Genomic DNA, 25,063 nt, shown 5'->3' with positions numbered 1-25,063 from the left:
ATCAGTGGATTAGTTGTTCTATTAGTAATGCTTACCATGTTTTCTAACGCTTAGGTTATTCTAGTTCCTGGGCAAGAGCCTGGGAACTAACATCTGGGAGTTTCATCCCTAGAGAACTCAAATTTATGAACTGCAAACTTTTGGTAACAGTCGTAATGTTAGCTAGTAGTAGCTTTGTTACTCCTGTCAAATCTCAAGAACCTACTACCGACACACCAGCAAAATCGAATCAAGTTTTGAATGCTTGTATCCAAAATCAAGCAGAAAATTTGCCGAATCCCTTTAGTGATGTACCAAAAGACCATTGGGCTTTTAAAGCAGTTATGACTATGCACTACTGTGGTGCATTCCGTAAAGCTACACCACCAGCTTTATTTAAATTGCAACCAACAAATAGCCAGCAGCAACCGCAGAAAGAACCGCAGTTTGAAAAATAAAATAGCAGAAGTTAAGCCAATGAGTGAGAAGGATTACAGAAAGACTGTCATCCAAAAAGGCCAAAAAGTCAATTTTGTAGATATTGGCAGTTCATTTTTGCCTGCCTTTGAAAAGATAACGAGTGTTCTAGTCGTACCTTTTACCAAGGATGGTTTAATTGTATGCGCTCTCCTTGACCGTGGTATTGACCTCCCTGGGGGACATGTGCAGATAGGCGAATTTACTTATGAGGAAACTGCAAGACGAGAAGTTATGGAGGAGGTAAAAGTAACTCTAGGAGAATTAAAAGTTGTAAAATTTATCCAGTCTGATTTTTACGGTAGTCAACCTGAGCAGCTTACATACCTTGTGGTCATGACTGGATTTGTTGAGGAAATAATCTCTAACAATGGCTACGACTGTCTAAGCTTATGTACACATGAAAGTATGGGAAGAAACATTATAGATATTGATGAATTCATTTCTCAATATCAAGCAGGCAATAAAAATGATATGCGTCAAATTGTGCTAGACGCAAAAAGTCTACTATTCGGCATCTAATGGTATTTTAGCCTTTTGAAACACCTGCTCAACAGTAAATTCGAGTCCCTCAAATAGGGAATCTGTGAGTAATTCGTCTCCCATATAAGTTTGTGGTGCTGCATCTGGATAAAAAACAGTAATACTTCTAGCTTTACTATCTACCACCCACACCCGCAGCACTTTAGCATCTAAATAGTCTTTGGCTTTAGCTGCCATTTGTCCAAAGGTTTGTCCAGGCGAAATAATTTCAATCACCAAATTGGGAGGAACAGAACATGCTCCCTCTTGTTCCCAATCCGGGGGTAAACGTTCATTGGAAATATACAAAATATCCGGTATTGGCATCCAATCTCGCCCTCGACGGGTTAAGGCGATAGCTAATTCTGGACAAACTTCTCCTTTACCCTGACAGCATTGCTCAATCAAATTGAGGAGGGCACGGGTAAGTTTAGAGTGAAATTTTTTTGGTGATATTTTAGGACTTGCATGACCATCAACAAGTTCATAAGTTATGTCTCCTTCGCCGGGAGGAAGATTTAGGAACTCTTGCAAAGTTAATTGATTTTTGGCTTGGAGTATCATGGCTCAGTAATTCGTAATGACGCTCGTTCCTCGCTAACGCTACGCTAACGTAATTCGTAATTGAAGGACAGGGCAACTAATTTTTATTCTGACTTTTGAATTCTTTTTCAAATTCTTCACATTCCCCGCAAGACTTGCCGAATGATATCTGATGGCACTTCATCGGTAACTGTAACTACACCAATCTCTGTTGGTAAAACAAACCGTACTTTTCCTGCTTTGACTTTTTTATCTAGTTGTAACGCATCAATAATTGCTTCAATATCTACCCCAGATGGTAACTGAGTTGGTAAACCCGTTTTTTGAATTAAAGCATTTTGACGTTCTGTATCTTCCTTTTGCCACATTCCCAATTCCACAGCAATTTGACCGGCTGCTACCATGCCAATAGCTACCGCTTCACCGTGATTCACTAAACGATAACCAGTCAAGCTTTCCACTGCATGACCGATGGTATGTCCATAGTTGAGAATCGCACGTAATCCGCCTTCTTTCTCATCTTTGCTAACAACATCAGCTTTAGCTTGACAGGAGCGCGTTAATATGGTTCCTATTAACTCAGGTTTTACATAGCGGAGTTGGTCAAGCCGTTTACTTGCTTCCAACTGGGCAAATAATTCAGCATCCCAAATTACACCATATTTAATAACTTCTGCCATTCCTGCCCGGAATTCGCGCATCGGAAGAGTTTTTAACACATCTGGGTCAATCAAAACCAAGCGCGGCTGATGGAATGCCCCAATCAAGTTTTTACCGTGGGGATGATTTACGCCAGTTTTGCCACCAATTGCCGAATCCACCATCGCCAAGAGAGTTGTAGGCACTTGGACAACATTAATACCCCGCAACCAAGTAGCGGCTGCAAAGCCAGTCATATCGCCAATCACGCCTCCGCCCAAAGCCACCATCGTCGCAGAACGTTCTAGGCGGTTTTCCAAGGCGATATCGTAGAGTTTTTGGATGGAATTGAGGGTTTTGTAGCGTTCACCAGGCGGTAGAGTGCAGCTAGCGACTTCAAATCCCGCAGATGTCAGGGATGTAATTGCTCTTTCCCCATAATGCTTAAAAATCTTTGGATTAGAAACTAGCAGTACTTTCTTGCCTAGTTTCAGATTAGCCATCTGTTGACCCAGTTGATCTAAACTCGAAGGTGCGTTAGCGCAGCTCAACGAAGTTATCGCAATCTCATAAGACTGCTCTGGTAAATTTACATTAATTAAAGAAGTCATTGCTCAACCCCAAACAAGCGCCCGTGGGCTGTATTCTATCGCAATCTGGGGGATTGAAGTCTGGGGACTGGGTACTGGGGAAGAGTTTTCCAATGCCTAATGCCCAACAACTAATGATTCAATATATTTAGGAAGTATTGTGGAGAAAAATAAATGTTTGCAATTGCAGCTTACATCGGCTTTTTAGCTTTGTTCTTCGGTTTATCTGTCGGTCTGTTGTTCGGTCTGCGAACTGCCAAGATAATTTAATCGAGAGACAGATCCAACTTATCAACCGATCAATCTTAAGGGACGGGCATTCTACCTGTCCCTTAATGTGCTTAAAAATAACATCCAAAAGTTGGCGATAAATCTGTTTAACTCAATTAATCAATAGCAAACCATATTGAACTAAAGTAATTTTTTAGACGATATTTTGTGGGTAGTCGAACGATCGCCTAATCGATTCGTTTGTTGCCCTACCAAAACACTCACTAGTACGATCGCTGCTCCAATCAGTTGAATTGGCATTAACGTTTGATGTAACACCAGAAAGCCCATCAGTGTTGCAACTAGAGGACTCATCAATCCCAAGGAAGAAACAGCTGTTGCTTTTAATCGTTCAATTCCCCGAAACCAAAGCATATAAGCTAACCCAGTTCCCACCAAACCCAAATAGACAAATCCCAATAGGTTTGTCACACTCAGGTTAGTCAACGGTTTTTCAACAACTAGGGCAATAGGTAAAAGAATCATCCCGCCGATCGCCAATTGCCACGCCGTAAACACCAGCAGGGAAACTGGACGTTTCCAGCGTTTAGTTAATGTTGTTCCTAAGCCCATTGTTACTGCTCCCGCGATCGCAGCGCCAATTCCGATCCAATCCAGACGAGCCGCAGGACTGAGAACCAATAAACCAACGCCAATAAATCCGGTAATGGCAGCGATAATTGAGCATTTGGATGGTTTATCGCCCAATAATAGCCACGAAAATATCACCACTAACAACGGTTGAATTGCTCCGGCTGTTGCTGCTACTCCACCGGGAAGACGATAGGCTGCCACAAATAACAAGGCTTGAAAAATACCAATATTCAACCCTCCCAGCAGGAAAATCCGCCACCACCAAATACCTTTGGGGAGTTGTTGCAAACTTGCGGTTAACAAAATACCGATAGGTAGCGATCGCAATGCTGCAACTAACAACGGATGATTCGGTGGTAAAAGTTCTGTTGCCACAATGTACGTAGTTCCCCAGATTGCTGGTGCTAAGGCTGTCAGGCAAATATCAAACTTTCCGGCAGTCTTTATCTTCATAAAATTTTATCTCGACATCAAGATACTTGATAACGAGATTTTAGCATTTATCTTGATGTTAAGATATTTGATGTCAAGAAATTTGCATCAGCAATCAGCACAATGGCTTCCGATTCAGTCGATATAATTTTGGCGCAATGGCAACGTGAGCGTCCTGATTTGGACGTATCGCCAATGGGAGTAATTGGGCGGATGGGACGGGTAGCCAAGCATTTTGAACACGCAATCCAAGAGACGTTTTCTCAGTTTGGTCTGAATCTTGGGGAATTTGATGTGTTAGCGACCTTACGTCGTTCTGGCGCTCCTTACCAGCTATCACCAACGGCATTGTTTAATACTTTGATGGTTTCATCGGGCACAATGACCCATCGCGTTGACCAACTTGAGAAAGCTGGGTTCGTACAACGAATTCCTGATCCGAGTGATCGGCGCGGCACTTTAATCACATTGACAGAAAAAGGTTTCAACTTAATTGAGAAAGCCGTAGAAGCTCATGTTGCCAATGAGCATCGCATCCTCAGTGTTTTGCAGCCCTCAGAGCGGGAATTACTGGTTGTGCTTTTAAGAAAGCTCTTGAATTCATTTGAAGGAGAATAGTAGCAATCTTGTTATTGAAGAAGAATTCAGAAGTCAGAATGGGCTAAACGCCCCGCTACCGCTAACAGGAGTCAGAATCAAGACGCTCTCTACGAGATGCTAAAAGCGAACGCAGACTCGCTACCGCTACGCTATCAGTCGGGGATTCAGATCCGCGACTTTCTTGTTGACCACCAAATTAAAAATTTGGTGGGGGTGCAAAAACGCCGGTTATTCATCCACCAGTCGTACAGAATTCATTCTGAATTCTGACTCCTGACTCCTGAATTCTGTTCAATAAAGAAAGTCAGAACAAAAAAACATTTAGTCTGGATCTGAATCCTTGACTAAATGTTTTACACCAAATCAAATATTTATCCTACAACAGCCGGGCTTGCTACTTTCTCTTGTCTTTGGGAAGGTGGACGCATCCCCAAACCAAGTAAATTCAGCATTTCTCGATCGCTATCATAATCTGGACAGGGAGTTGTCACCGTCAACATTTTGTTGTCGTCACTAGAAAAGATAGAATTGGCTCCTGCCATAAAGCAGAAAGCTTGTTCTACTTGAGAAAGTCTAGCCCTACCAGCACTGAGACGCACATCGGAAGCTGGCATTAAAATTCTGGCTGTGGCAATCATTCGCACAATATCCCAAATGGGGACATCAGGCTGATTTTCTAAGGGTGTGCCCGGTACTTGTGAAAGAATATTAATTGGCACAGACTCTGGATGCGGATGTAAGCTTGCCAGAGTTTGTAACATCCCAACTCGGTCATCGACAGTTTCGCCCAAACCAAGGATGCCGCCGGAACAGACGGTAACATTGGTCTGACGGACATTCTCGATTGTGTTCAAGCGATCGCTATAAGTTCTCGTGGTAATAATTGTGTTGTAATATTCCTGCGAGGTATCTAAGTTATGGTTGTAGGCGTAAAGTCCCGCTTCTTCCAATTTCCGGGCTTGATTTGCCGTCAACATACCCAGAGTGCAGCACACTTCTAAACCCATTGCAGTTACATCCTTGACCATTTCCAGGACTTCCTCAAATTGTGAGTTATCCCGGACTTCGCGCCAAGCAGCACCCATGCAGATGCGACTAACACCAGTTTCTTTCGCTTTCTGGGCAATGTTAACTACCGTTTCCTTTTCTAGGAGTGCTTCCGCCTTTACCTCTGTTTTATAGCGAGAAGATTGGGCACAGTAGCTACAATCTTCTGGACAACCTCCCGTTTTAATGGATATAAGCTTACAAACTTGTATTTTTGTTGGGTCATGATATTGGCGATGCACGCTAGCAGCTTGATAAATAAGCTCTAGCAATGGCGTGTTGTATATCGCCCGAATCTCTAATTCCTGCCAATCGTAGCGTATTCCCACCACATCACTATCCTTCTTGTAGACTGGGCTAAATCTTGAGCTTTCTTTTGGTTGAATTTCCTGCGGTACAGTGTTTAGGCAAAGCGATTTTATCGAAGTTATGCCGTGTACTGTGCTTTATCACCCCTTGGCTCTCAATCCTTGCGCTCTAGATATTAGACATCAGCTTATCAAGATTTTGGTGGAATGGCAGATTACCAGCAAAAATACTTACTCTATCTTTTGTACAGAATATTGGGGAAAGCAGTTCTAACTGCTGCTGCTAAACCGTAGGTATGAGAGAATTTATAAAATTTAGAGTATGTGCTGGGAAGAGATCCCATCGATTATGATATCAGAACTGCCAATAATTACTAGCGATCGCTTATTATTACGAGCGGGGATTCATGAAGATATACCCCAAATTCTCAAATACTTCATTTATAACAAAACCTATCTCACCCCATTCTACCCTCTATGGGCTGATGGTTTTTTCACTGAAGAATATTGGCAATATCAGATAGAGAATAGTTTTCTAGAATTTATCAATGGACAATCATTAAAGCTATTTATTTTTACCAAAAAAAATCCTACTGTAATTATTGGAACGGTCAATTTTAGCAATTTTGTTCGAGGAGCCGCTCATTTTTGCTACGTGGGATATAGCCTAGCTGAAAGTAAACAAGGTAAAGGATATATGACAGAAGGGCTAAAAGCCGCAACTGAGTATCTTTTTCAAGAGTTAAATTTTCACCGAGTTATGGCAAATTATATGCCTCACAATCGGCGTAGTGGCAATGTTTTAAAAAGACTCGGTTTTGTCATTGAAGGATATGCTAGAGACTATCTGTTAATTAATGGACAATGGGAAGATCATATTATGACAAGTCTTACAAATCCTAACTGGCAAGCACCAAAATTTTAAGCAGTTATTTTCTAACTTGGTCTATTGAATTCAGGTTAAGTTTCTGAAGACTGGCGGATTTGATGCAAACTTCGGTTAAGCCAGTCTTCATACCAATCAGAAAAACTCAAAGGCTGTTCCTCATCGTTATTGGGATGTAAATCATCAGGGTCAGAATCATGGAAAGCATGACAAAAACTTAAAGAAGCAGGATATATCCCATTATCATTAGTACGGTCATCTATCCAGATTTTTCCTGACTGCTCCCCAGTAATAACTAACATCCCATAAATTCCACAACCATAATTTGTAATTGTGAGAGTGCCCTGAATAAACTTATCATCGAAGTATGCATCATTTTTGGTAACGACATCGGGATTATTATTGACAATCAAATCTAAATCATTCCACGCTTCTGTAAAAGGAAATGGTTGAGAGAGAATTTCGTAATTATCTTGGTATAGTTTTTCGGAAATAACATCTTCATATTCAATACCCGATAGTCCAGATAAGCCATATCCTGGCCCTGCACCACCATTGCCAATTTCTAACAGAAAATTTTTATATTCACTTGGTAGCGTAATATTGTATTTAGATTCAAAAACTTGAATATCTTTGTTACTCAAGCAAGGTTTTAATTGATATTGGTGTGATTCTGAGCCAAAAACCTCAAATGTAGCGTCTAAAATAGCTAATTGAGTTAATTTTTTCTTTAATTGCAAAACTTTATTCATTATGCGCTCTAGATTTTAATGGTGACGCTACCATTTTTTAGATATGGGTTACTTTTTGCGTCTATGCTGATGTTGAAGCCAGAGGTAGTATTAAGGGAAGAATGAATTAAGCTTTGCTCGTAATGACTCTGGCTGAAACCCCAAACTACAAAAATTCTAGCAATCCTTTTCTCTCCCTCAACTACGAAAGCGCTTTAGAATCTCTAGGCGATGACTACTACGATGAGGTTGCAGCAGAGGAATTCCCCCAACACCTCTTGCGTTGGCGTAACGATGCACTACTACCTCGTTTGGGTCTAGACCCTCAAGTAGTCAAAGATGAAGATTTTATCACAGCTTTTGGCCAGTTTCAGGGGCGCAAACCCTTGTTAGCACTACGTTACCACGGCTATCAATTTGGTGAATATAACAGACAGTTGGGTGATGGTAGAGGCTTTCTCTATGGGCAAGTACGGGCCACTGATGGCGAATTGTACGATTTTGGCACAAAAGGCTCTGGGAGAACGCCCTACTCCCGTGGAGGCGATGGTATGCTCACGCTCAAAGGCGGGGTGCGGGAAGTTCTAGCTGCGGAAGCACTACACCACTTGGGTGTACGTACCTCGCGCTGTTTGAGCATGATTGAAACAGGTTTACCCCTCTGGCGGGGCGATGAACCTTCACCTACCCGCTCATCTGTGATGATTAGAATGAGCAGTTCTCATATTCGGTTTGGCACTTTTGAGCGACTGCACTATTTTCAGCGTCCAGATTTAACTAAGAAGCTATTAGACCATGTAATTGAGCAATATTATCGACACTTAAGCACTGAACAAGATAAATATGTCTTGTTTTATGCAGAATTAGTGAAACGAGTTGCAGAACTAGTAGCGCAGTGGATGGCGGCTGGCTTTTGTCATGCAGTTCTGAATACTGACAATATGTCGATTACTGGAGAGAGTTTTGACTATGGGCCTTATGCGTTCATCCCAACTTATAACCCATCCTTTATAGCTGCATATTTTGATTATTATGGACGCTATTGTTACGGTAATCAACCAAGTATTTGTAAGTTGAATTTACAAATGCTCCAAGAACCTTTAAAGGCGATTCTTGATAAAGAAGAAATGGAAGCTGCATTAGAAAGGTTTGATGAATATTATCAAGCTGAATACAGCTCTTTGATGTTGAGAAAGTTAGGTTTTGTGGAACTGTCACACCCACAAGCTGCGGAACTGTTGAATCTAACGGTTGAATTCTTGAAAGATAGCCAAGTTGGTTATCACCAGTTTTTTTATGAGATGGCTCGGACTTTTTCATCAAAATGGCGAGATGAGCCAGGTTTTGTGATGAATAATTCGGATATTGTGCCAGTACCGGGTGCGTCGGGGATTTTTGATGATTGGTGCATACTATACCATAAAATCTTGAATGATTTTGATAGCGACCGCACCAATGTAATTGCCCAAACACTAGCTGTTCATAATCCTAAAACGGCACTATTAAGACCTGTGATTGAGTCTATTTGGGAAGCAATTGCTCAAGAAGATAATTGGCAACCTTTTTATGAGCTAATCCAAGCGATTCAGTCTAGAAAATAGTAAAATCATACCTATTTTCTTTTTAATTTAGACAGCTTATTGAGATTATATCTGGTGTAATTTACACGACGAATAATCTCATAAGAGACGTTGCAATGCAACGTCTCTATAAAATTTTTAACTGAATTGAATAGATATAGAAATCCGAGTTGAATTGAATTGCGAGAAAATACGTAGGTCAGTCATCAAATATAAAAGTAAAATTTTATTCAGCCTTGGTGATTATAAATCACGGCTACACAGACTAAACTCCAAAGTTCTGATGCTCTAAAATCTACCTCAGAATTATTTTTGCCTGCGTGGGTTATTTTTTCAGTCCACGTAGATGGATATAGTTTATGTAGCAACGAATTTTATTCACCTATTGGTTCCAAATTTCTCTATCGCATCTCAGAAAATTTTAAAAAAATGAATCAGATATACATATCTTATGCATGGAAAGATAACAAGAGTGAATTAGGTAGTCAACGTGAAGAATTAGTCGATAAAATTTGCACCGCACTTATTTCGGAACATTACAACTTAATTCGCGATCGCAACTATTTAACGCTAGGTAAGAGTATACACGACTTCATGCAGGAAATCGGGCGAGGAAACTATGTAATTGTCGTTGTCAGCGACAAATATTTGCGCTCGGAATACTGTATGTTTGAAGCTGTTGAAATCATGAAACGCAAGGATTATGAACAAAAAGTTTTTCCTGTAGTTTTACAGGATGCTAATGTTTATACCAAAGAAGGTAAGACTGAGTATATAAAATATTGGAAGCAACAGAGTGAAACAATAAAACAACTTATGGGTTCAGAATTATCTGCTCATGAAGATTCTGCAATGTATAATGTTGCTGAAAAAATTATGGAAATTTCCCAGAAGATTGATGAATTCATGTTTTTTATCTCGGATAAATTAAGCATTGATCCGTCTCACAACTTTAATGTATTTATCAATCAGCTTACTGATGCTATTAAAAATGATGCTGTTAAACTCAGAAGCAAAAAGAGTATTTTAGTTGCAGGAACAGGATTTTTTGAGATTCCTAATGAAATCAATTGGTGCGCTCAAAAACTTGGTGAAAGAATAGCAGAATATAACTATAACTTGATAACAGGTGGATGGGAGGGAGTAGATTATGTTGTCGCTGATAAGTTTGCCGAAAAAATCGCGCAAAAAGATATCCGCCTAACCGATAAGTTAACTCACGTTGTTCCGCGAGGCAAACAACCTGTATTTAAGGGTGGAAAAGTCGAATACACCGAGTCAGGTATTAATGAGTGGCTCGATTGTTTGCGACATTCAGATTTGGTGATTCTTGTGGGAGGCGTTGGTGGAACTTATGAAACTTATCTATATGCTAAACAAGAAAAAATTCCAGTAATTCCTATTGTATGTACTAATGGCGATGCCAAAAAAGTGTTCGACGAAATGCTGGAAAATTGGGATAGTAAATTAATGGGAAATATTTCACCGGAAAAATTTAAGTCACTGAATCAATATATCAATGACCCTTCAACAGCAGAAGATGTAGTGAATGATGTTATGGATATAGTTAACGAAATTATTTTTGCAAAAACTATGCTAAATACCCAGGGTCAACTCATCTAATTTGGTATTTTGAAAGGCTGCTATCCCTTCTTGGCAAGTCATGTCAAACTCGGCTTGCATCCCACTCATAACAAAACTTTTTGCTAATTAAACCTCATCTATCTTGAAACCTAGAGTTTTTTAAAAGATATATTTATGTAGGTTGGGTGGAGTGAAACGCAACCCAACATTACCACCAAATTTTATGTTGGGTTACGCTAACGCTGCACCCAACCTACAAAACTACGGTTCTCAAGGTAGACGAGGTTTATGTTCCCGGACGAGAGCGAATATGATCGGGTATATGATGACGATCGCCTAATATTTCTAACAAAGGGCCATTAACGTCAAATTTAACCATACTTACGGACGCGACCAAAATATTCACCCGATAGCGATAGCGTCCCAAATCAATTCCCAGCAAACTGCAAAGCATAATCCGAATCGTGGCTTTATGGGAAACTACTAAAACATTACCTTGGTGATGTTTTTCTTGAATTTCAGCAATTACAGGCATAGAACGGTTAGCAATATCTACCGCAGTTTCTCCACCTAGTGGCGCATTCCAAGCGGGTTCTGTCAACCATTTTACATAGTTTTCTGCGTAATTCTCTTGGGCAAATGGTTTACTCTTCCTTTCCCATTCGCCGTAACTACCTTCTCTAAGTCCGTCACGCAATTGCATATCCATACCGATAGCATCACAAAATGGCTTGGCAGTTGCAATTGTGCGCTTCATTGGGCTAACATAGACCGCTTCCCACTTCAATTGTTGATAAACATCGGCAAAACCGGATGCCATCTGCATCCCCTCTGTTGTCAACTCCGCATCAGTTTCACCGCAGAAATTACCACTTTGACTAAAAGTAGTTTCTCCATGTCGCAGGAAATATAAATTGAGTGTCATAGCTTGTATCGCTATTGGATAAAGGAGTTGGTGCAAAAATAAACTACCATCAATCTCGTAATCGATTATGTGACACCAGGACAAAGTAATCAACCAAAAAAGTCAATCAAACACAAACTTTTGAAAAGTTCTACTTTTCTTTAAGGGGCTTCCAAGAAATAGATTACCTAAATAAACGTAGACGCTTCTCTACGAGACGCTACGCGAACGGCTTGCCGCAGGATACCACAGAGACACACAGAAGCCAGCGCGTTGCGGGGGTTCCCCCCGTTGTAGCGACTGGCGCGACACAGAGGAATGAGGAGAAGAGAGTTTTTTGAGTAATTTTTTATTTGGAAGTCCATAACCTTCTGTGTCTTCTCCACTGCTAACTAAATTGCTGGGCATAAAACCGCGCGTAGCGATGCTCTAGGGCTAATAATTCTTCATGGGTTCCTGATTCAACAATTTGTCCCTGTTCGAGAACTAAAATACGATCGCACCGTCTCACGGTTGATAAGCGGTGAGCAATGATAAATACTGTGCGTTTTTGCATCAGCCTTTCTAGCGCTTCCTGTACCAGTGCTTCTGATTCAGAGTCTAATGCTGATGTCGCTTCATCAAGAATCAAGATTTGGGGATTAAGGAGAACCGCACGAGCGATCGCAATTCTTTGTCTTTGTCCTCCTGATAAGTTTACCCCACGTTCACCCACCCAGGTCTGATAACCCTCTGGTAGTTGGCTAATGAACTGATGAGCATTAGCAATTTTCGCCGCCTCTTTAACTGCTTCCATGTCAAAAACATCTTGTCCAAAGGCGATATTTTGGGCAATTGTCCCGGAAAACATGATGGTTTCTTGCGGAACAATCCCAATTTGTCGCCGCAGACTATGCAGCTTCACATCCCGAATATCAACATCGTCAATGAATATTTGCCCAACTTCCGGGTCGTAAAAACGGGGGAGGAGATTGACAAATGTGGTTTTACCAGCGCCCGAAGCACCCACAAGTGCGATCGCTTCACCTGGTGATACCAATAAACTGATATCTTTCAATACGGGTTCACCTGGCTTATAGGCAAAGGAAATATGACGATATTCTATTTTGCCCTTGACTGGAGCCAGAGTGATCGCATTGATCTTTTCGATCACCGTTGGCTGAATTGCCATCAATTCAAAAACCCGGTCAACAGATGCTTCACCCTGCTTAAATTCGTTGTAGTTGTTAGTAGTATGACCAATGGGATCAATTAACAGCGCCGCCGCCGCCAGATAGCTGAAAAAATTCGCCACTGTTAAGTTATTTTGGGAAATTTGCCACGCTCCCACAATCAGTAACGATAACGCACTTAAAGCTTCCAAAAATCCCACAATGGGAATCTGAATCGCTTTCAGGCGTTCGGCTGAGTATTTGGCTTTGAGACTGCGTTCTGCTTCATGGCCAAAGCGGGCGATTTCGTAATTTTCGGCAGCAAAAGCCTGTACTAAACGAATACCGTTGAAAACTTCCGCGAGGATGGCTGATAAACCCGACACGCGATTTTGACTTTTTAAGGAATACTTGCGTAACCGTTCACCAAACCAGCCAACCAAAATACCCATCAATGGCGCGACTATCACTGTTGCTAGTGTCAGTTGCCAATTCAGATAAATCATGTAAATCGGAATTGCCAACAACTGCAAAATACAGGGGATAAAGTCGTGAAATCCTTTATTTACTACTTCGCCAACCCGGTCAACATCTTCCGTGAGGCGGTAAGATAAATCACCTGCTTTTGCGGTTTCAAAATAGCTGAGATTTAGCTTTTGCAGATGGGCGTAGACTTGCTGGCGAAGATAAAAAGCAACTCTCAAAGAAGCTTTCGCCATGTACATATCTTGTATAGACTGAAACAAGCCTCTGACAAGAAAGACTAAGGCACAACTGCCAGTTATTTGAGCGATCGCTACTACATTACCTTGGGCAAAGGGAATTGCCAATTTACCGGCAAGATTTATCAACACTAATGTCGCTAGCACGTATCCCAAGATCCCAATAAGTCCCTTGGCGATCGTTTTCCACTGGAGGCGGATATAAGGCAGTAGTTGCCAGTAATTAGAACGCGTTTTCAAGCTCGAAAGTCCACAACGATATTTTTCCTTTGTTTGACGCTAGCAGTTTTTGGTGAGTTTCTGAACAGTTCACTAATTAGTTACAAACTGTTTTAGGGTTGATCATAGAGTTTCCCGGTGTTCTTTTATGATTAAAGTGGAATGTTAATTTGAGGGGTATTGCTTTATGAACCTGGAAGAGTATTTCAACGCCCTTGCACCAGATTACATCCGACTCAAAGGAACCCGTATTGGGATTGAGAGCATTCTTTACGAGTATATCTATCGCTCTAAAACACCAGAAGAAATTGCCGAACAATTTCATACGGTGACGTTAGAACAGGTTTACGCCACGATTTTGTATTACTTGCATCATCGCTCAGAGGTTGATGCGTATCTGATAGATTGGTTGGAATTTTCCCGAACCATGCGCGAAGAACAACAGCGAAATCCATCTCCTGCCAGGATGAGGTTTCGGCAGATGCAGAAAGAAAACGCTCCAAAGCAGTTACAGGAAAGCTAATGGCAATTCGGTATCTGTTGGATGAACATTTGAGTCCTACATATCGTTCTCAACTTGTGCGGCGCAACCCTGAATTGGTTGTTCGAATCATTGGGGATTTAAATGTGCCACCCAAGGGTACTCCAGATCCAGAGATTTTGATTTGGTGCGAAACCGATGGATTTATTTTGGTGATAAATAACCGTAAGTCGATGCCTAGACATTTGGCTGACCATTTAGCTTCAGGTCGCCCGCCATATTCCTGGAATATTCACCATCGATGCAAACCAAAGCATTGGACAAACTGTTGAAAAATTAATCATCATTGTGCAAGCTTCGTTTGAGGATGAATACCAGGATCGAATTGAATATCTACCTCTAAGCCAATAGACGCGATGAATCGCCGTCTCTACAAAGGACTGATTATTGTAGAGACGTCGATTTATCGCATTTTTGTGATCTAGAATTTTCATCAAAAAACCTTAACCGAACCAACGTATTGCTTTCATCCCTCACTTATCCTAAAAAATTAGCCCCCTCCTTAGTTGCAAGGAGAGGGCTAAACTTATCTGAGAAATAATTCGTAATTGAACTGGAAAATTACGAATTACGAATTACGAATTACGAATTATTTAATATCCGCCTTCTTCTTCGTATTCTGGCTGCCTTTCTTTGACTTTTTTAGGAATATTCACAGGCTTTGGCTCATCTTCCCAAGCATCGCCGTCTACATCATCATAATCATCGTATTCGTCAACATAAGGCTTGCTGTAGGGCTTGGCTTCATACTTTAGTGGCTGCGGTTGTTGATACCTGTCGTTGCCTGTTGCTTCACTCCAGTTATCTTCTTCCTCGTCTTCTTCGTATTGAATAGATTCATACTGCCGCGCCTTCATTACCTGACGCTGTGGTCTTTCTTCTTCCACATAGTCTTCATTCCATTCTTCTTCCCGCGCTACGGGTTCGGGGGCGCGAACTCTCTGTTTAGGTGGCTGCAATGGCACTCCACTGGGCAGTTGATTACCTGGTGCAACTTGGCGTGGTGGAGTATAGCCGTATTCTTCTTCTGCATCCCTCTCCCACGGCGCTTTGCCGATACCTAAACGCTCTAGTAAACCAGTTGTCAACTGATTCACCCGTTCTTCGGCTCCCTCAAACACAATCAACCGATTGGGGCCAGTACTGACAATTTCATCTACTGAGAACTCGTAAGTACTCAAAAATTGGTCGGGAATTTGGGGGATTCCTAAAGAAGCGATGACTATGGAGTTAAGCTTCCCTGTTTCGCCGTTGAATTTAAAGCCCCGAACTTTGCCTAGTACTTCACCTGTTTCTGTAATTACTTCCCAGCTAATTAGATTACTGAGAGATTCAACTTCAATATCTTCAATGACATCTTCGTTATCAACCAGGATGACATCACCAATTTGGCTGATATTGTTGAGGTACATATAGCGCGGTATGCCCGAAATGGAGATCAGGCTGTCTCGCAAACCAAGAGCCACAACCTCTCTTTGATCAATATCAACCCAGACTTGACTGATGATGCCTAGCCGCTTGCCGTTGTCGCGGGTAATCACCTGAGTGTTTAATATATCGGAACGTCTAATTATCTGTTCGGAGGTCATTCTATACCGAGTCCTGATCTCGAATCCGGTTTGTCTATACACTATTATTAACAAAAACTCAAGCAGATGTATTGGATGATTGTAATTTAATCCCCAAAACTTGAGTGTAGGCTCCTCGTGCTTGAGTAACGCCAATTGTGCGTTCGGCTGATTCTATCATCGGACGACGCAAACTCACAACTATAAATTGCGCTTGTTGTGACTGTTGCTTAATCATTCTAGCTAATCGTTCTACGTTTGCTCCATCTAAGAACATATCCACTTCATCAAAGGCGTAAAAGGGCGATGGACGGTAGCGTTGGAGGGCAAAGATAAAGCTCAAGGCTGTAAGTGATTTTTCTCCCCCAGACATGGAAGCTAGGCGCTGTACGGGTTTGCCTTTGGGGTGAGCGACTAAATTTAACCCACTGCTAAAGGGATCTTCGGGATTTTCGAGTTGTAAAAAGCCGTCGCCGTCTGAAAGAATGGCAAAAATCGATTGAAAGTTTTCGTTGACGGCATCGAACGCTTCTTTAAAGGCAAGTTGCCGCAATGTGGTAAAGTTTTCAATCCTCAAAAGTAGTTCGGTGCGTTCACCTTCTAGTGTCTCTAATTTTTGCGTGAGTTCTTGGAGGCGGTTTTGAGTGCGTTCGTATTCTTCCAACGCCAGCATATTAACCGGTTCCATCGCTTGTAAACGTTTGGTAAGCGATCGCAATTCTTTCTGCAATTCTTCCAAATCTACTTTATCTGGAACTTCCGGCAAAGGATTTGGTAATTCTGCTCCCATATCCCGCAACTGGCTTTGCAGTGCAATTAGTTCCTCTCGCCGTTTCTCTTGGGTTTCTTTGAGTTTTTCGATTTCCCATTGCAATTGTTGTTGGCGTAAAAGGTGCGATCGCACTTCCAATTCTGTAGCGTCGCGTTTTTGTTTCTCTTCACCCAAATTCTGCTCCATTTGACTCAACGATAAACGGGTTTGGGTGATTTGCTCGTTTATGGTTGTGATTTGTGTGGAGACGTGATGAATCGCGTCTTTACAAGAGATTTGTTGGGTTTCATATTCTGTAATTCGTGTTTCCCCTTCTTGGATTTTTTCTTGCAAACGCTGTTGCTGATTTTCTAAATTTTTTAATCTTTGTTCAGCTTCCCGTAACGCTGTTTCACGTTGTTGCAATTGTTGCTCTTGAATTTTAATGGTTGCCTGGATTTGTTGCCATTCACTGGGGGTTTGGGATGCTTCTAACTCTGCCAAAGCGTGTCGCAATTGTTGCAACTGAGTTTCTTGTCCCGGTAATTCCCGGTCTAAAATTTCTAATCGAGATTGAGCAATAGCTAACTTTTCGCTGTTTTGGGCGAGTTGCGATCGCGTCCCCTCTAATTGTGTTGTTAAATTCTTAATATCTTTTTGCAACTGTTCCAATTGCAACTGCTGTTCGCGCCGTGCTTGACGCGCTTCTGCGAGTTCTTGGGTGAGTTTTTTGGCTCTGGCTGATAAAGTTGCGATCGCTTCAGTACAACGCTCTAAAACTCGCTCAATATCCACCAAACGACTTCTCAAAGCGATCGCTTCATCAGATTCTGCCGCTTCACCCGTACCAAACCGCAACGCTGAACGATTGCTGTTACTACCACCAGTCATTGCACCGCTAGTTTCTAACAACTCCCCGTCTAAGGTGACGATGCGATATAAACCTAAATTTTTCCGCGCCGCCTCAAGGCTGGCAAATACTACCGTGTTACCGAAAACATAGCTAAATACATCTTTGTAACGGCGATCGCAATCGACTAAGTTCACAGCATAATTAACGAAGCCGCTAGCAAAACGCAGCGTTGCATCTTGAGTAAATTTCGGAGCATGAATTTTATTTAGTGGTAAAAAAGTCGCTCTCCCGGCACGCTTCTGTTTGAGCAATTCAATCCCGGCTGCGGCTACACCATCATCTTCCACCACAATATGTCCCAAGCGTCCACCGGCAGCCATTTCTAAAGCTAGCTGATGGCGGGGTTCTACCTTTCCTAACTGCACAACTAAGCCACAAAGTCCAGGCATTCCCGATTGTAAAATAACTTTACTCGCTTGGGTTCCTTGGACTTCTTGCTGTGCTTGAGTTTGCGCCTCTATTTTATCCAGCTGGCGTTGTTTTTCTCGTTGTTCAAAAAGTAACCGCTTTTGGGTTTCCTGTTGGATTTGCAATTCTTGTTCTGTAGCTGAGAGATTTTGAGCTAAATTTTGGATGGGTTCGCTAGAGGCGTTAAATTCTGTTTCAATTTGACTACATTGAGTTTGTTTTTGGGCTAACAGGGGTTCGTCGCGTTCAATTAACTGGGTTTGCTCGGAAATTAATTGCTGTAACTGATTATTGCGTTCTGTGAGTTGTGCTTTTTCTGTGCGTTGCGGTTCTAGAGTTTGCAGCAGAGTTTCAATTTGACGGTTGAATGCCGTTTGTTGCTGCACCCAGGCTTCGGAAGCTGAGGCGATTTCGGCGGCGGCTTCGCGGGAGGTTTCTAAGGCTTGGTGGGCTTCGTTTCTTTGTTGTTGGGAAGACGCGATGAATCGCGTCTCTACAATTTGGGTTTCGGCAATTTCTTCTAGGGAATGACGGTGTTTTTGAATTTCTTGCTGAGTTTGAGTCAGACGTTTAGCAGTTTCTTGGGAAGCCGTTTCTAATTCCGTTAGCTGACGCTGGAGTTGTTTTCGTTCTGCTTCTTGGGTGGCGAGGGTAGATTGTACCGCCAAAAGTTCATCTTCTCCCAATGCTTTGACGTGGGCATTGAGTTGTTCAAGTTCAGCCGTTTTTTGGACGATTTCGGAATTTAGATTTGTGAGTTGGGTTGAGAGTTCAGTAGAATTGCGATCGCCTGTTTGAATTTCGTGAACTAACTTTTCTTGTTGTGCTTGTAGCGATCGCCATGATAAAACTGCTTCCCAAGATTGTTTCGCCAGAAATTCTGTGCGGAGTTTCTGATATCTCTCAGCTTTAGCACGATCTTGAGAAAGGCGATCGCGTTGTGCAGTTAATTCTGTCTCGATAATCCGACAGCTATCTTCCTTTTCCTTTACCTCATCTAAAGTTGATTTGGCTTGAATGATTTTGCGATCGAACGCCGCCACCCCAGCCAATTCATCAATAATTTCCCGCCGTTCCCGCGCATTCATCGAGATAATGCTGGTGACATCCCCTTGTAGCACCACGTTGTAGCCTTCAGGATAAACCCGCAGGTTACTTAGTTGCTGATGCAACTCTGTCAACGTGCAAGCTTCACCATTGATATAGTAATTCGACGTGTAACTTCCTTGGTGGGTGACTCGCAGCCTTCTAGTAACACTCCACTCTGCCGATTTTGGCTTTTGGACTTCGGCTTCGCTCAGTCGAACGATTTTGGATTTTGGTTCTTCCTCCGCTTCCCCTACATCCCCTGTATCCCCTGCTTCTTCTACTTCCTCCCTTTGCGCCTTTGTATCTTTGTGTGAGATTTCATCTGACAAATCAAACGTTACAGTGACGCTAGCTTCAATAGAAGCGCGTCCTTTAGACGTTTGGGTGTTATTTACCAAATCTGGTAAGCGTTCGGCTCGCATTCCCTTAGAACTGGAGAGTCCGAGGCAAAATAGCAGTGCATCTAGAATATTAGATTTACCCGAACCATTTGGCCCAGATATGACAGTACACCCCGGCAGCAAAGGGACTGAAGTAGTACCGCCGAAGGATTTGAAGTTGGTAAGTTCCACGCGCTTGATATGAACCATAGGCGCTGGTTAACTGGGCTAATGAAGAACAAGTGTATCAACTAATTAAAAATTCGCAAGAGGGTAGGGGAGAGAATTCAGGATTATCGTAGACGCGTAACAGCTTGTTGCAAGGCTACCACAGAGGCGCAAAGAACGCAGAAAGGGTAAGGAAAATCTTATTTCAAAGAAAAGCACAATATTCCAAGGAATTTAGTCTTCTCTACAAACTTGCTTGACATGAGTAAATAAAAAACAGGGACTTACATCTGTGTAAGTCCCTGTTTGGCTTTCATGCCGATGTTAACTGAGAATTTCAGTTATTCTTTTATGGCTTTTTCACAGCTTCAACTTTTGCTTCCACCTTCACAGTCTTCACACCTTGAACTTCCTTAGCCAAAGTTTCAGCTTTCTTGAGTTCTTCAGCAGAAGTCGCTGTGCCTTTGAGGATAATTTCACCCTCTTTGTTTTCAACCTGTAACTTATTGCCTGGTAAGCCTTTGTTCAACTTGGCGCTAACTTCAGTTTTTAAGTCGCTCTTAACTTTTGTTGCTGCCGTTTTTTCAGAACCGGTTTTAACTTTAGTATCTGTGCTAGTTGCTAAAGGAGTTGTTTGTATTCCTGGAACTTTGGCAGCTTCATTTATCTGTGAAGCAGGTTTTGCTGGTACTTGAGCAGCTTCATTAGTAGTGCTAGGAGTTTCCGAAACAGTTTTAGGAGCCTCTTGGCAGCCAAAAGTACCAACTACCAAAATGCTACTAACGATTAATAGAATTAGCTTTTTCATTATCTATCTCCGAATTGATTACTGGAAGCAATTAATTTGTGTGTCATGGTGAGGAGCAGATGTTAAAAAGCAATTAAATGTGAAGTAGCAAAATTGTCCAAGCAATTACTCAGGTTACTGGAAATTGAAACTTGAACGATTTGTTTAGGCTAAGATTTTGCAGCCATTTTTGAGAAGCACCAATTCAATTTTATTGCCGGTTGCTAACCAAGATACCTGTATATACGGACTGTAGCTCCTATAAATTTAATGTAGATGCTGAGGAGCTTTTTTAATGATAAACTATGCAGCCTTAAACTAGTGAATCGATGTTATCAGATTTGGGTCAGTTTGGCGATGTCTATACCTATGCAACTCAAAACTTCATATTTTTGCAATCCTGTGCCAGCAAAATTACCAACAAAATGTTACTTTAGAAAACTATGGCTTACTTAGCAACGCCCTAAATATTCAGGAAATATCAGCCAATGCCCTACCTCACTTCTGCCAGCGAAATTAGTGCTATTGTCGCTGAATACACCAATGTCAAAACACTGTGGATCGATACAGAAGTAGCTGACTATAAAAGTCGTAATCCTAGACTATCGCTGATTCAGGTGTTAGATAATCCTCAAGATATGAGTGGCGATCGCGTCTATCTTTTAGATGTGCTAGATAAACCTAATATCATAGCTGAATTTATTGAAAAAATTATGATAAATTCTGCCATTGAAAAAGTTTTTCACAATGCCAGTTACGATCTAAAATTTCTCGGTAACAAGAAAGCTAAAAATATTACTTGTACTTTAGAAATGGCAAAAAAAATTCCCTACCATATTTTGCCATTACCTAACTATCAACTCAAAACCATAGCTACAGCACTTTGTAGCTTTAACAATATCGATAAACAAGAGCAAACCAGCGATTGGGGAAAACGCCCCCTGACTGAAGAACAGATAGAGTATGCTTATCTAGATTGTATTTATCTTGCTCAAATCCACTCAAATTTATTAGGTTTACAAGCCAAAGCCAACCCCGAACCCGCAACGGAAGATTTAATCTCACTAAGTACTAGATACTCGCAACTTGAACAACAATGGAAGTTGTTGAATTCAGAATTTGAGCATTTGCAAGAACGCATGAAAAAAGCGATGCAAGCTCAGAATATATCTGAAACTTCTTATCATAAGCTGACTAGTTACGATCGCACTACAGTCAAAGCGACTTTTTCAGAATTGGCCAGGCTAGCACAAACCCAAGACATTGATTTAGATTTCCCTATCACGCTAACTCAGAAACTCCAAAAAGATTTAGGGGCAAATCTAGAACAACTGTCTGTAGATATTGAAAAAACTACCTCTTGGCGGCTAACTCCCAAAGCTCAAGAGAGTGAAACAGAAGATGAGTAAATTTTCCATAAGGCTACAAATGTCAAAATTTATGGAGTTATTGTTTATAGCAAATCTTAAGATTTCAAATATATTTTTTCCAAAAAGTATCTAAAACAACATGAGTAACAGTAGCTTTCTGCTCAGGAATCCATTGTCAAGAAGTAGAGAGATGACAATAACAAAGAGCCGAATTGACAATTTTTATACTTTACAATTCATGCTTTTCCCTTAATATAACTATTAAATAAATATATTTAATATCTGGTAAATTTGTTAATTGACTTGAAACGTCTATCCAAAGTTAGAATAACCATTGAGTTAAAGAATTAAAATCTAGATTTTGGTACTAATTACGTTCAGGTGTTATGGCAGTTTATATTAAATTATGAGACGGCGTTTATTTAGACAAAAGCAAACAAAGGTAAATCAAGTATTTACTATAGCTATTTTTACTACATTGACAGCAATTAGCAGTGTTTCTTGTAGCAAGAATGACAGTGTTTTGGTGACAGAAATAGGAGTTAGTACACCTAGCCGTCGTTCAGCTACAGCATCCAGAGGTGGGGAATTCTATCTTCAAGGCAAGAATCAGCATTTAAACGGCGATTTACAAGCTGCGATCGCTTCCTATAGTAAGGCAATTAGTCAAAACTCTCAATATGGCGCAGCTTACAACGGCCGGGGATTAGCCTATTTTGATTTGGGAGACAAAGAAAAAGCGATCGCAGATTACAATCAAGCCCTCCGCATCAACCCTAACGACGCTGAAGCTTACAATAACCTGGGCAATGCCCGCGCCTCACTAGAAGGTAACAGAGAAGCAGTTAAAGATTACAGTGAAGCGATTCGCCTTAATCCCAACTACGCCGAAGCCTACAACAACCGGGGAAATGCCCGCGCCGCCAATGGAGACAGAAAAGGGGCAATAGACGATCTCAGTCAAGCAATTCGCCTTAATCCCAGATATGCGATCGCTTATAATAACCGAGGAAATGCTCGTGCTGCCAATGGAGATCCAAAAGGTGCGATCGCAGATTACAATCAAGCCATTCGCCTCAACCCTAACTTTGCCCCTGCCTACAATAACCGAGGAAATGCCCGCGCCACCAATGGAGATAGACAGGGGGCACTCAAGGATTTAGAAAAAGCAGCGAGCATTTTTCAAAGTCAGGGTAACAACGACTTATATCAACAAGTGATGAAAAACATCAAAGAACTGAGACAGTAGGCAAAAGGGTAGGGAGAGGTGTCGGTTTTTAACACCAGAAGCAAAGATGAAATAAGCTCAACAACCCCAGCCAGACAAACAACGTGTTGCGATCGCTTGGCATACATCCTGATTCTCTCACCTTAATTGCTATCAAGATTCATTTATAAAATAAAGATGTACTAATAACTGAGGAACGGGAAATCAATCATGCTAAATTACGATCCATTAGCTTGTTTGCCCTCATCAGAGGAACTGCCAGACTCTGACGATACGCCAGTGGATAATGAATTACAAGATTTGATTCCCGGTTTACTCAAAGCGCTTCTGGCAATGGCTTGGCCAGAACGTATGGATTGGTTTTTTGGCGTAGATATGGGTATTTATTATGACTCAGACTTACCGCCAATAGTCCCAGATGGGTTTTTGAGTCTGGGCGTTGAGCGATTTTATGATGAAAACCTCCGCCCCAGTTACGTGCTTTGGGAAGAGAAGAAACTACCGATATTAGCGCTGGAAGTGGTATCTAAGACATATCGCGGTGAGTACTCGACTAAAAAAGCAGAGTATGCAAGATTGGGATTTTTGTATTATGTAGTTTACAACCCATTTCGTCGCCGAAAGCCACGTTTAGAAGTTTACAAATTAGTTAACAATGTTTATGAATTACATGATGGTAATCCTGTTTGGCTACCAGAGATTAGTTTAGGAATTGGCATAGAACGAGGAACGTATTTAGGCATTCCGCGCGAGTGGATGTATTGGTATAACCAGCAAGGACAACGGTTTTTAACACCAGAAGAAGACAAAAAACTTGCTCAACAAGAAGCTCAACAAGCAAAACAAGAAGCACAACTTGCCCAACGACGCACTCAATTATTAGCAGAACGGTTGCGATCGCTCGGCATAGATCCTGATTTAATCTAAAATGGAGTTCAAAGACTTATCCACGAAGATCAAAGCCTCATTACAGCAATTTTCTTATAATGTAATCATATCTCATCTAGCAGAGGTAAAACTATGACTATTGAACAAACAGTTCTACAAACATTCCGAGAATTACCACCAGATAAACAGCAAGAAGTTTTAGATTTTATTCAATTTCTCAAATATAAATTATCAGTTATAAAACCATTTTCTATATCTGAACATCAAAAAAGGTTAAGAGAAACTAAAGACATTACTGATTTTTGGTCAGCTTTACAAAACTTTAGACAAAGGGTTAATTTAGAAAGTATTGATGATGACACTTTTGAAAATCTACGGGATAAGTCACCAGGAAGAGAAGTTAATTTATGAGTCTAAATTATTTACTAGATACTAATATTTTGTCGGAGGCTAAACGACCTAATCCCAACGAGAAAGTAATGGAAAAGCTAAGATTATATAGACAAGAAATAGCCACAGCTATCCTAGTTATCCATGAAATGTTATATGGTTGTTTCCGTCTTCCTATTTCTAAAAAACGTCAAGATATAGAGGATTATATCAACAACGTAATTTTAGCAGAAATCCCTTTATTTGATTACGATTTAAAATCTGCACAATATCATGCTCAGGAAAGAGCTAGATTATCAAAAATTGGTAAAAATCCTGGATTTATTGATGGGCAAATTGCGAGTATTGCAGTTACAAATAACTTGATTTTAGTAACGAATAATGTAGCAGATTTTCAAGATTTTGATGGTATAAACATAGAAAATTGGTTCATTAATTAAGATACCGCATTGTTTATTTCCAAAGACTTCTTGAAAAGTGCGATCGCTTCATCCACTTTTCCTTTGTTGGCGTAGATACTCGCTAGATTGTGCAACGTCGGCGCGTAGTTAAATATTTGAGTTCTGGATGCTAAATATTATTTGTCTGACTGTATCAGCTTCACAAGATTGAAGATGCTGTAATATACTCAATGATTGCTGTAAGTAATCTAATCCTTGCTCATAATCACCAAGTTCATATACTAACATTTGTCCTAAAGAAGCCAAGGTACTTGCTTTGCCTCTCATACAGCACTTCCGTCTGTTACAAGGTACACTAGATGAAAATATAAATACTTTTAAATGAAGTCATACTCTGTCGATT

At 41.1% G+C, this 25,063-nt stretch carries 27 protein-coding genes; 14 read left to right on the top strand and 13 right to left on the bottom strand.

Going from position 1 to position 25,063, the window contains the following annotated elements:
• Positions 1-125: 125 nt before the first annotated feature.
• Both GNF10_RS11360 and GNF10_RS11355 read left to right on the top strand, forming a co-directional pair.
• A complete protein-coding gene (locus tag GNF10_RS11360) occupies positions 126-437 on the top strand; it encodes an S-layer protein (protein ID WP_185585912.1) in 312 nt (103 codons plus the stop codon).
• Positions 427-978 carry an NUDIX hydrolase gene (locus tag GNF10_RS11355; protein ID WP_260445951.1) on the top strand — a complete coding sequence of 184 codons (552 nt, stop codon included), beginning with the start codon at positions 427-429 and terminating at the stop codon, positions 976-978. The genes GNF10_RS11360 and GNF10_RS11355 overlap by 11 nt, the downstream gene beginning before the upstream one ends.
• Here GNF10_RS11355 and GNF10_RS11350 read toward each other — a convergent pair.
• Both GNF10_RS11350 and aroB read right to left on the bottom strand, forming a co-directional pair.
• A complete protein-coding gene (locus GNF10_RS11350; RefSeq protein WP_185585913.1) occupies positions 964-1,542 on the bottom strand; it encodes a Uma2 family endonuclease in 579 nt (192 codons plus the stop codon). The two genes, GNF10_RS11355 and GNF10_RS11350, sit on opposite strands and share 15 nt — an antisense overlap.
• 116 nt (positions 1,543-1,658) lie before the next feature.
• Positions 1,659-2,771 carry a 3-dehydroquinate synthase gene (gene aroB, locus GNF10_RS11345; RefSeq protein WP_185585914.1) on the bottom strand — a complete coding sequence of 371 codons (1,113 nt, stop codon included), beginning with the start codon at positions 2,769-2,771 and terminating at the stop codon, positions 1,659-1,661.
• Between the two features lie 153 nt (positions 2,772-2,924).
• On the opposite strand from aroB, the gene GNF10_RS11340 reads away from it, so the two are divergent.
• Positions 2,925-3,020 carry a cytochrome b6-f complex subunit PetL gene (locus GNF10_RS11340; protein WP_094332720.1) on the top strand — a complete coding sequence of 32 codons (96 nt, stop codon included), beginning with the start codon at positions 2,925-2,927 and terminating at the stop codon, positions 3,018-3,020.
• Between the two features lie 141 nt (positions 3,021-3,161).
• Here the strand turns inward: GNF10_RS11340 and GNF10_RS11335 are convergent, their stop codons facing one another.
• On the bottom strand, positions 3,162-4,067 hold the full coding sequence (locus tag GNF10_RS11335) for an EamA family transporter (protein WP_185585915.1): 906 nt from the start codon (positions 4,065-4,067) through the stop codon (positions 3,162-3,164).
• Positions 4,068-4,169: 102 nt separating this feature from the next.
• Here GNF10_RS11335 and GNF10_RS11330 point away from each other — a divergent pair, with 102 nt between their 5' ends.
• On the top strand, positions 4,170-4,664 hold the full coding sequence (locus GNF10_RS11330; RefSeq protein ID WP_185585916.1) for a MarR family winged helix-turn-helix transcriptional regulator: 495 nt from the start codon (positions 4,170-4,172) through the stop codon (positions 4,662-4,664).
• Positions 4,665-5,017: 353 nt separating this feature from the next.
• Here the strand turns inward: GNF10_RS11330 and bioB are convergent, their stop codons facing one another.
• Complete coding sequence (bioB, locus tag GNF10_RS11325) at positions 5,018-6,025, bottom strand: biotin synthase BioB (protein WP_185585917.1); 1,008 nt, start codon at positions 6,023-6,025, stop codon at positions 5,018-5,020.
• A gap of 325 nt (positions 6,026-6,350) precedes the next feature.
• Here bioB and GNF10_RS11320 point away from each other — a divergent pair, with 325 nt between their 5' ends.
• The gene (locus tag GNF10_RS11320) at positions 6,351-6,926 is read left to right on the top strand and encodes a GNAT family N-acetyltransferase (protein ID WP_185585918.1); all 576 of its coding nucleotides are present in this window, start codon (positions 6,351-6,353) and stop codon (positions 6,924-6,926) included.
• A gap of 35 nt (positions 6,927-6,961) precedes the next feature.
• Here the strand turns inward: GNF10_RS11320 and GNF10_RS11315 are convergent, their stop codons facing one another.
• Positions 6,962-7,639 carry an SMI1/KNR4 family protein gene (locus GNF10_RS11315; RefSeq protein ID WP_185585919.1) on the bottom strand — a complete coding sequence of 226 codons (678 nt, stop codon included), beginning with the start codon at positions 7,637-7,639 and terminating at the stop codon, positions 6,962-6,964.
• A 122-nt stretch (positions 7,640-7,761) separates the two neighbouring features.
• Between GNF10_RS11315 and GNF10_RS11310 the strand changes: the two genes are divergently transcribed.
• On the top strand, positions 7,762-9,219 hold the full coding sequence (locus GNF10_RS11310) for a YdiU family protein (RefSeq protein ID WP_185585920.1): 1,458 nt from the start codon (positions 7,762-7,764) through the stop codon (positions 9,217-9,219).
• 408 nt (positions 9,220-9,627) lie between these two features.
• Positions 9,628-10,821: a toll/interleukin-1 receptor domain-containing protein gene (locus GNF10_RS11305; RefSeq protein WP_260445952.1), complete on the top strand. Its 1,194-nt coding sequence runs from the start codon at positions 9,628-9,630 to the stop codon at positions 10,819-10,821.
• Positions 10,822-11,068: 247 nt separating this feature from the next.
• On the opposite strand, the gene GNF10_RS11300 is transcribed toward GNF10_RS11305, so the two are convergent.
• From GNF10_RS11300 to GNF10_RS11290, 3 genes are all read right to left on the bottom strand, one after another.
• On the bottom strand, positions 11,069-11,707 hold the full coding sequence (locus GNF10_RS11300) for a histidine phosphatase family protein (protein ID WP_185580554.1): 639 nt from the start codon (positions 11,705-11,707) through the stop codon (positions 11,069-11,071).
• A gap of 189 nt (positions 11,708-11,896) precedes the next feature.
• Complete coding sequence (locus tag GNF10_RS11295) at positions 11,897-12,094, bottom strand: hypothetical protein (protein WP_185580553.1); 198 nt, start codon at positions 12,092-12,094, stop codon at positions 11,897-11,899.
• Positions 12,075-13,799 carry an ABC transporter ATP-binding protein gene (locus GNF10_RS11290; RefSeq protein WP_185580552.1) on the bottom strand — a complete coding sequence of 575 codons (1,725 nt, stop codon included), beginning with the start codon at positions 13,797-13,799 and terminating at the stop codon, positions 12,075-12,077. Before GNF10_RS11290 ends, GNF10_RS11295 begins: the two co-directional genes overlap by 20 nt.
• Before the next feature lie 166 nt (positions 13,800-13,965).
• On the opposite strand from GNF10_RS11290, the gene GNF10_RS11285 reads away from it, so the two are divergent.
• Positions 13,966-14,301, top strand: a complete 336-nt coding sequence (locus GNF10_RS11285) for a DUF433 domain-containing protein (RefSeq protein WP_185580551.1) — start codon at positions 13,966-13,968, stop codon at positions 14,299-14,301.
• Positions 14,301-14,591, top strand: coding sequence for a DUF5615 family PIN-like protein (locus GNF10_RS11280; RefSeq protein WP_260446056.1), 291 nt, complete (start codon positions 14,301-14,303; stop codon positions 14,589-14,591). Before GNF10_RS11285 ends, GNF10_RS11280 begins: the two co-directional genes overlap by 1 nt.
• Positions 14,592-14,912: 321 nt before the next feature.
• On the opposite strand, the gene GNF10_RS11275 is transcribed toward GNF10_RS11280, so the two are convergent.
• The 3 genes from GNF10_RS11275 to GNF10_RS11265 all read right to left on the bottom strand — a co-directional run bounded on the left by GNF10_RS11275 (position 14,913) and on the right by GNF10_RS11265 (position 20,404).
• Positions 14,913-15,908, bottom strand: a complete 996-nt coding sequence (locus tag GNF10_RS11275; protein WP_185580550.1) for a PRC-barrel domain-containing protein — start codon at positions 15,906-15,908, stop codon at positions 14,913-14,915.
• Positions 15,909-15,966: 58 nt separating this feature from the next.
• Positions 15,967-19,638 carry a chromosome segregation protein SMC gene (gene smc, locus GNF10_RS11270; protein ID WP_185580549.1) on the bottom strand — a complete coding sequence of 1,224 codons (3,672 nt, stop codon included), beginning with the start codon at positions 19,636-19,638 and terminating at the stop codon, positions 15,967-15,969.
• A gap of 307 nt (positions 19,639-19,945) precedes the next feature.
• A complete protein-coding gene (locus GNF10_RS11265; protein ID WP_185580548.1) occupies positions 19,946-20,404 on the bottom strand; it encodes a BON domain-containing protein in 459 nt (152 codons plus the stop codon).
• Between the two features lie 467 nt (positions 20,405-20,871).
• Between GNF10_RS11265 and GNF10_RS11260 the strand changes: the two genes are divergently transcribed.
• The 5 genes from GNF10_RS11260 to GNF10_RS11240 all read left to right on the top strand — a co-directional run bounded on the left by GNF10_RS11260 (position 20,872) and on the right by GNF10_RS11240 (position 24,699).
• Positions 20,872-21,792 (top strand): ribonuclease D, encoded by a 921-nt coding sequence (locus GNF10_RS11260; RefSeq protein WP_185580547.1) that lies wholly within the window; start codon positions 20,872-20,874, stop codon positions 21,790-21,792.
• A 367-nt stretch (positions 21,793-22,159) separates the two neighbouring features.
• A complete protein-coding gene (locus GNF10_RS11255) occupies positions 22,160-23,002 on the top strand; it encodes a tetratricopeptide repeat protein (RefSeq protein WP_185580546.1) in 843 nt (280 codons plus the stop codon).
• Positions 23,003-23,191: 189 nt separating this feature from the next.
• Positions 23,192-23,908, top strand: coding sequence for a Uma2 family endonuclease (locus GNF10_RS11250; protein WP_185580545.1), 717 nt, complete (start codon positions 23,192-23,194; stop codon positions 23,906-23,908).
• 93 nt (positions 23,909-24,001) lie between these two features.
• Complete coding sequence (locus tag GNF10_RS11245) at positions 24,002-24,280, top strand: DUF2281 domain-containing protein (RefSeq protein WP_185580544.1); 279 nt, start codon at positions 24,002-24,004, stop codon at positions 24,278-24,280.
• A complete protein-coding gene (locus GNF10_RS11240; protein ID WP_185593551.1) occupies positions 24,277-24,699 on the top strand; it encodes a type II toxin-antitoxin system VapC family toxin in 423 nt (140 codons plus the stop codon). The genes GNF10_RS11245 and GNF10_RS11240 overlap by 4 nt, the downstream gene beginning before the upstream one ends.
• Here the strand turns inward: GNF10_RS11240 and GNF10_RS11235 are convergent.
• Positions 24,696-24,794 (bottom strand): tetratricopeptide repeat protein, encoded by a 99-nt coding sequence (locus tag GNF10_RS11235; protein ID WP_260446250.1) that lies wholly within the window; start codon positions 24,792-24,794, stop codon positions 24,696-24,698. The genes GNF10_RS11240 and GNF10_RS11235 overlap by 4 nt on opposite strands.
• A 13-nt stretch (positions 24,795-24,807) precedes the next feature.
• Complete coding sequence (locus tag GNF10_RS11230; RefSeq protein WP_185580234.1) at positions 24,808-24,987, bottom strand: hypothetical protein; 180 nt, start codon at positions 24,985-24,987, stop codon at positions 24,808-24,810.
• Between the last annotated feature and the right edge of the window lie 76 nt (positions 24,988-25,063).

This window comes from Nostoc sp. UCD121, from assembly GCF_014222285.1.
In the GTDB taxonomy this organism is placed as follows: Bacteria; Cyanobacteriota; Cyanobacteriia; order Cyanobacteriales; family Nostocaceae; genus Nostoc.
Note: the sequence above shows the minus strand (reverse complement) of the source record. Positions and strands in the feature narration are given on the sequence as shown.

What these genes read in the sequence shown, in the direction of transcription:
- GNF10_RS11320 (WP_185585918.1), top strand. Translation starts at nt 6,351, where the DNA reads ATGATATCAGAACTGCCAATAATTACTAGCGATCGCTTATTATTACGA.
- aroB (WP_185585914.1), bottom strand. Translation starts at nt 2,771, where the DNA reads ATGACTTCTTTAATTAATGTAAATTTACCAGAGCAGTCTTATGAGATT.
- GNF10_RS11305 (WP_260445952.1), top strand. Translation starts at nt 9,628, where the DNA reads ATGAATCAGATATACATATCTTATGCATGGAAAGATAACAAGAGTGAA.
- GNF10_RS11335 (WP_185585915.1), bottom strand. Translation starts at nt 4,067, where the DNA reads ATGAAGATAAAGACTGCCGGAAAGTTTGATATTTGCCTGACAGCCTTA.
- GNF10_RS11230 (WP_185580234.1), bottom strand. Translation starts at nt 24,987, where the DNA reads ATGAGAGGCAAAGCAAGTACCTTGGCTTCTTTAGGACAAATGTTAGTA.
- GNF10_RS11315 (WP_185585919.1), bottom strand. Translation starts at nt 7,639, where the DNA reads ATGAATAAAGTTTTGCAATTAAAGAAAAAATTAACTCAATTAGCTATT.
- GNF10_RS11250 (WP_185580545.1), top strand. Translation starts at nt 23,192, where the DNA reads ATGCTAAATTACGATCCATTAGCTTGTTTGCCCTCATCAGAGGAACTG.
- GNF10_RS11310 (WP_185585920.1), top strand. Translation starts at nt 7,762, where the DNA reads ATGACTCTGGCTGAAACCCCAAACTACAAAAATTCTAGCAATCCTTTT.
- GNF10_RS11245 (WP_185580544.1), top strand. Translation starts at nt 24,002, where the DNA reads ATGACTATTGAACAAACAGTTCTACAAACATTCCGAGAATTACCACCA.
- GNF10_RS11240 (WP_185593551.1), top strand. Translation starts at nt 24,277, where the DNA reads ATGAGTCTAAATTATTTACTAGATACTAATATTTTGTCGGAGGCTAAA.
- GNF10_RS11340 (WP_094332720.1), top strand. Translation starts at nt 2,925, where the DNA reads ATGTTTGCAATTGCAGCTTACATCGGCTTTTTAGCTTTGTTCTTCGGT.
- GNF10_RS11300 (WP_185580554.1), bottom strand. Translation starts at nt 11,707, where the DNA reads ATGACACTCAATTTATATTTCCTGCGACATGGAGAAACTACTTTTAGT.
- GNF10_RS11260 (WP_185580547.1), top strand. Translation starts at nt 20,872, where the DNA reads ATGCCCTACCTCACTTCTGCCAGCGAAATTAGTGCTATTGTCGCTGAA.
- GNF10_RS11350 (WP_185585913.1), bottom strand. Translation starts at nt 1,542, where the DNA reads ATGATACTCCAAGCCAAAAATCAATTAACTTTGCAAGAGTTCCTAAAT.
- smc (WP_185580549.1), bottom strand. Translation starts at nt 19,638, where the DNA reads ATGGTTCATATCAAGCGCGTGGAACTTACCAACTTCAAATCCTTCGGC.
- GNF10_RS11360 (WP_185585912.1), top strand. Translation starts at nt 126, where the DNA reads ATGAACTGCAAACTTTTGGTAACAGTCGTAATGTTAGCTAGTAGTAGC.
- GNF10_RS11330 (WP_185585916.1), top strand. Translation starts at nt 4,170, where the DNA reads ATGGCTTCCGATTCAGTCGATATAATTTTGGCGCAATGGCAACGTGAG.
- GNF10_RS11285 (WP_185580551.1), top strand. Translation starts at nt 13,966, where the DNA reads ATGAACCTGGAAGAGTATTTCAACGCCCTTGCACCAGATTACATCCGA.
- GNF10_RS11265 (WP_185580548.1), bottom strand. Translation starts at nt 20,404, where the DNA reads ATGAAAAAGCTAATTCTATTAATCGTTAGTAGCATTTTGGTAGTTGGT.
- GNF10_RS11295 (WP_185580553.1), bottom strand. Translation starts at nt 12,094, where the DNA reads ATGCCCAGCAATTTAGTTAGCAGTGGAGAAGACACAGAAGGTTATGGA.
- GNF10_RS11275 (WP_185580550.1), bottom strand. Translation starts at nt 15,908, where the DNA reads ATGACCTCCGAACAGATAATTAGACGTTCCGATATATTAAACACTCAG.
- GNF10_RS11255 (WP_185580546.1), top strand. Translation starts at nt 22,160, where the DNA reads ATGAGACGGCGTTTATTTAGACAAAAGCAAACAAAGGTAAATCAAGTA.
- GNF10_RS11280 (WP_260446056.1), top strand. Translation starts at nt 14,301, where the DNA reads ATGGCAATTCGGTATCTGTTGGATGAACATTTGAGTCCTACATATCGT.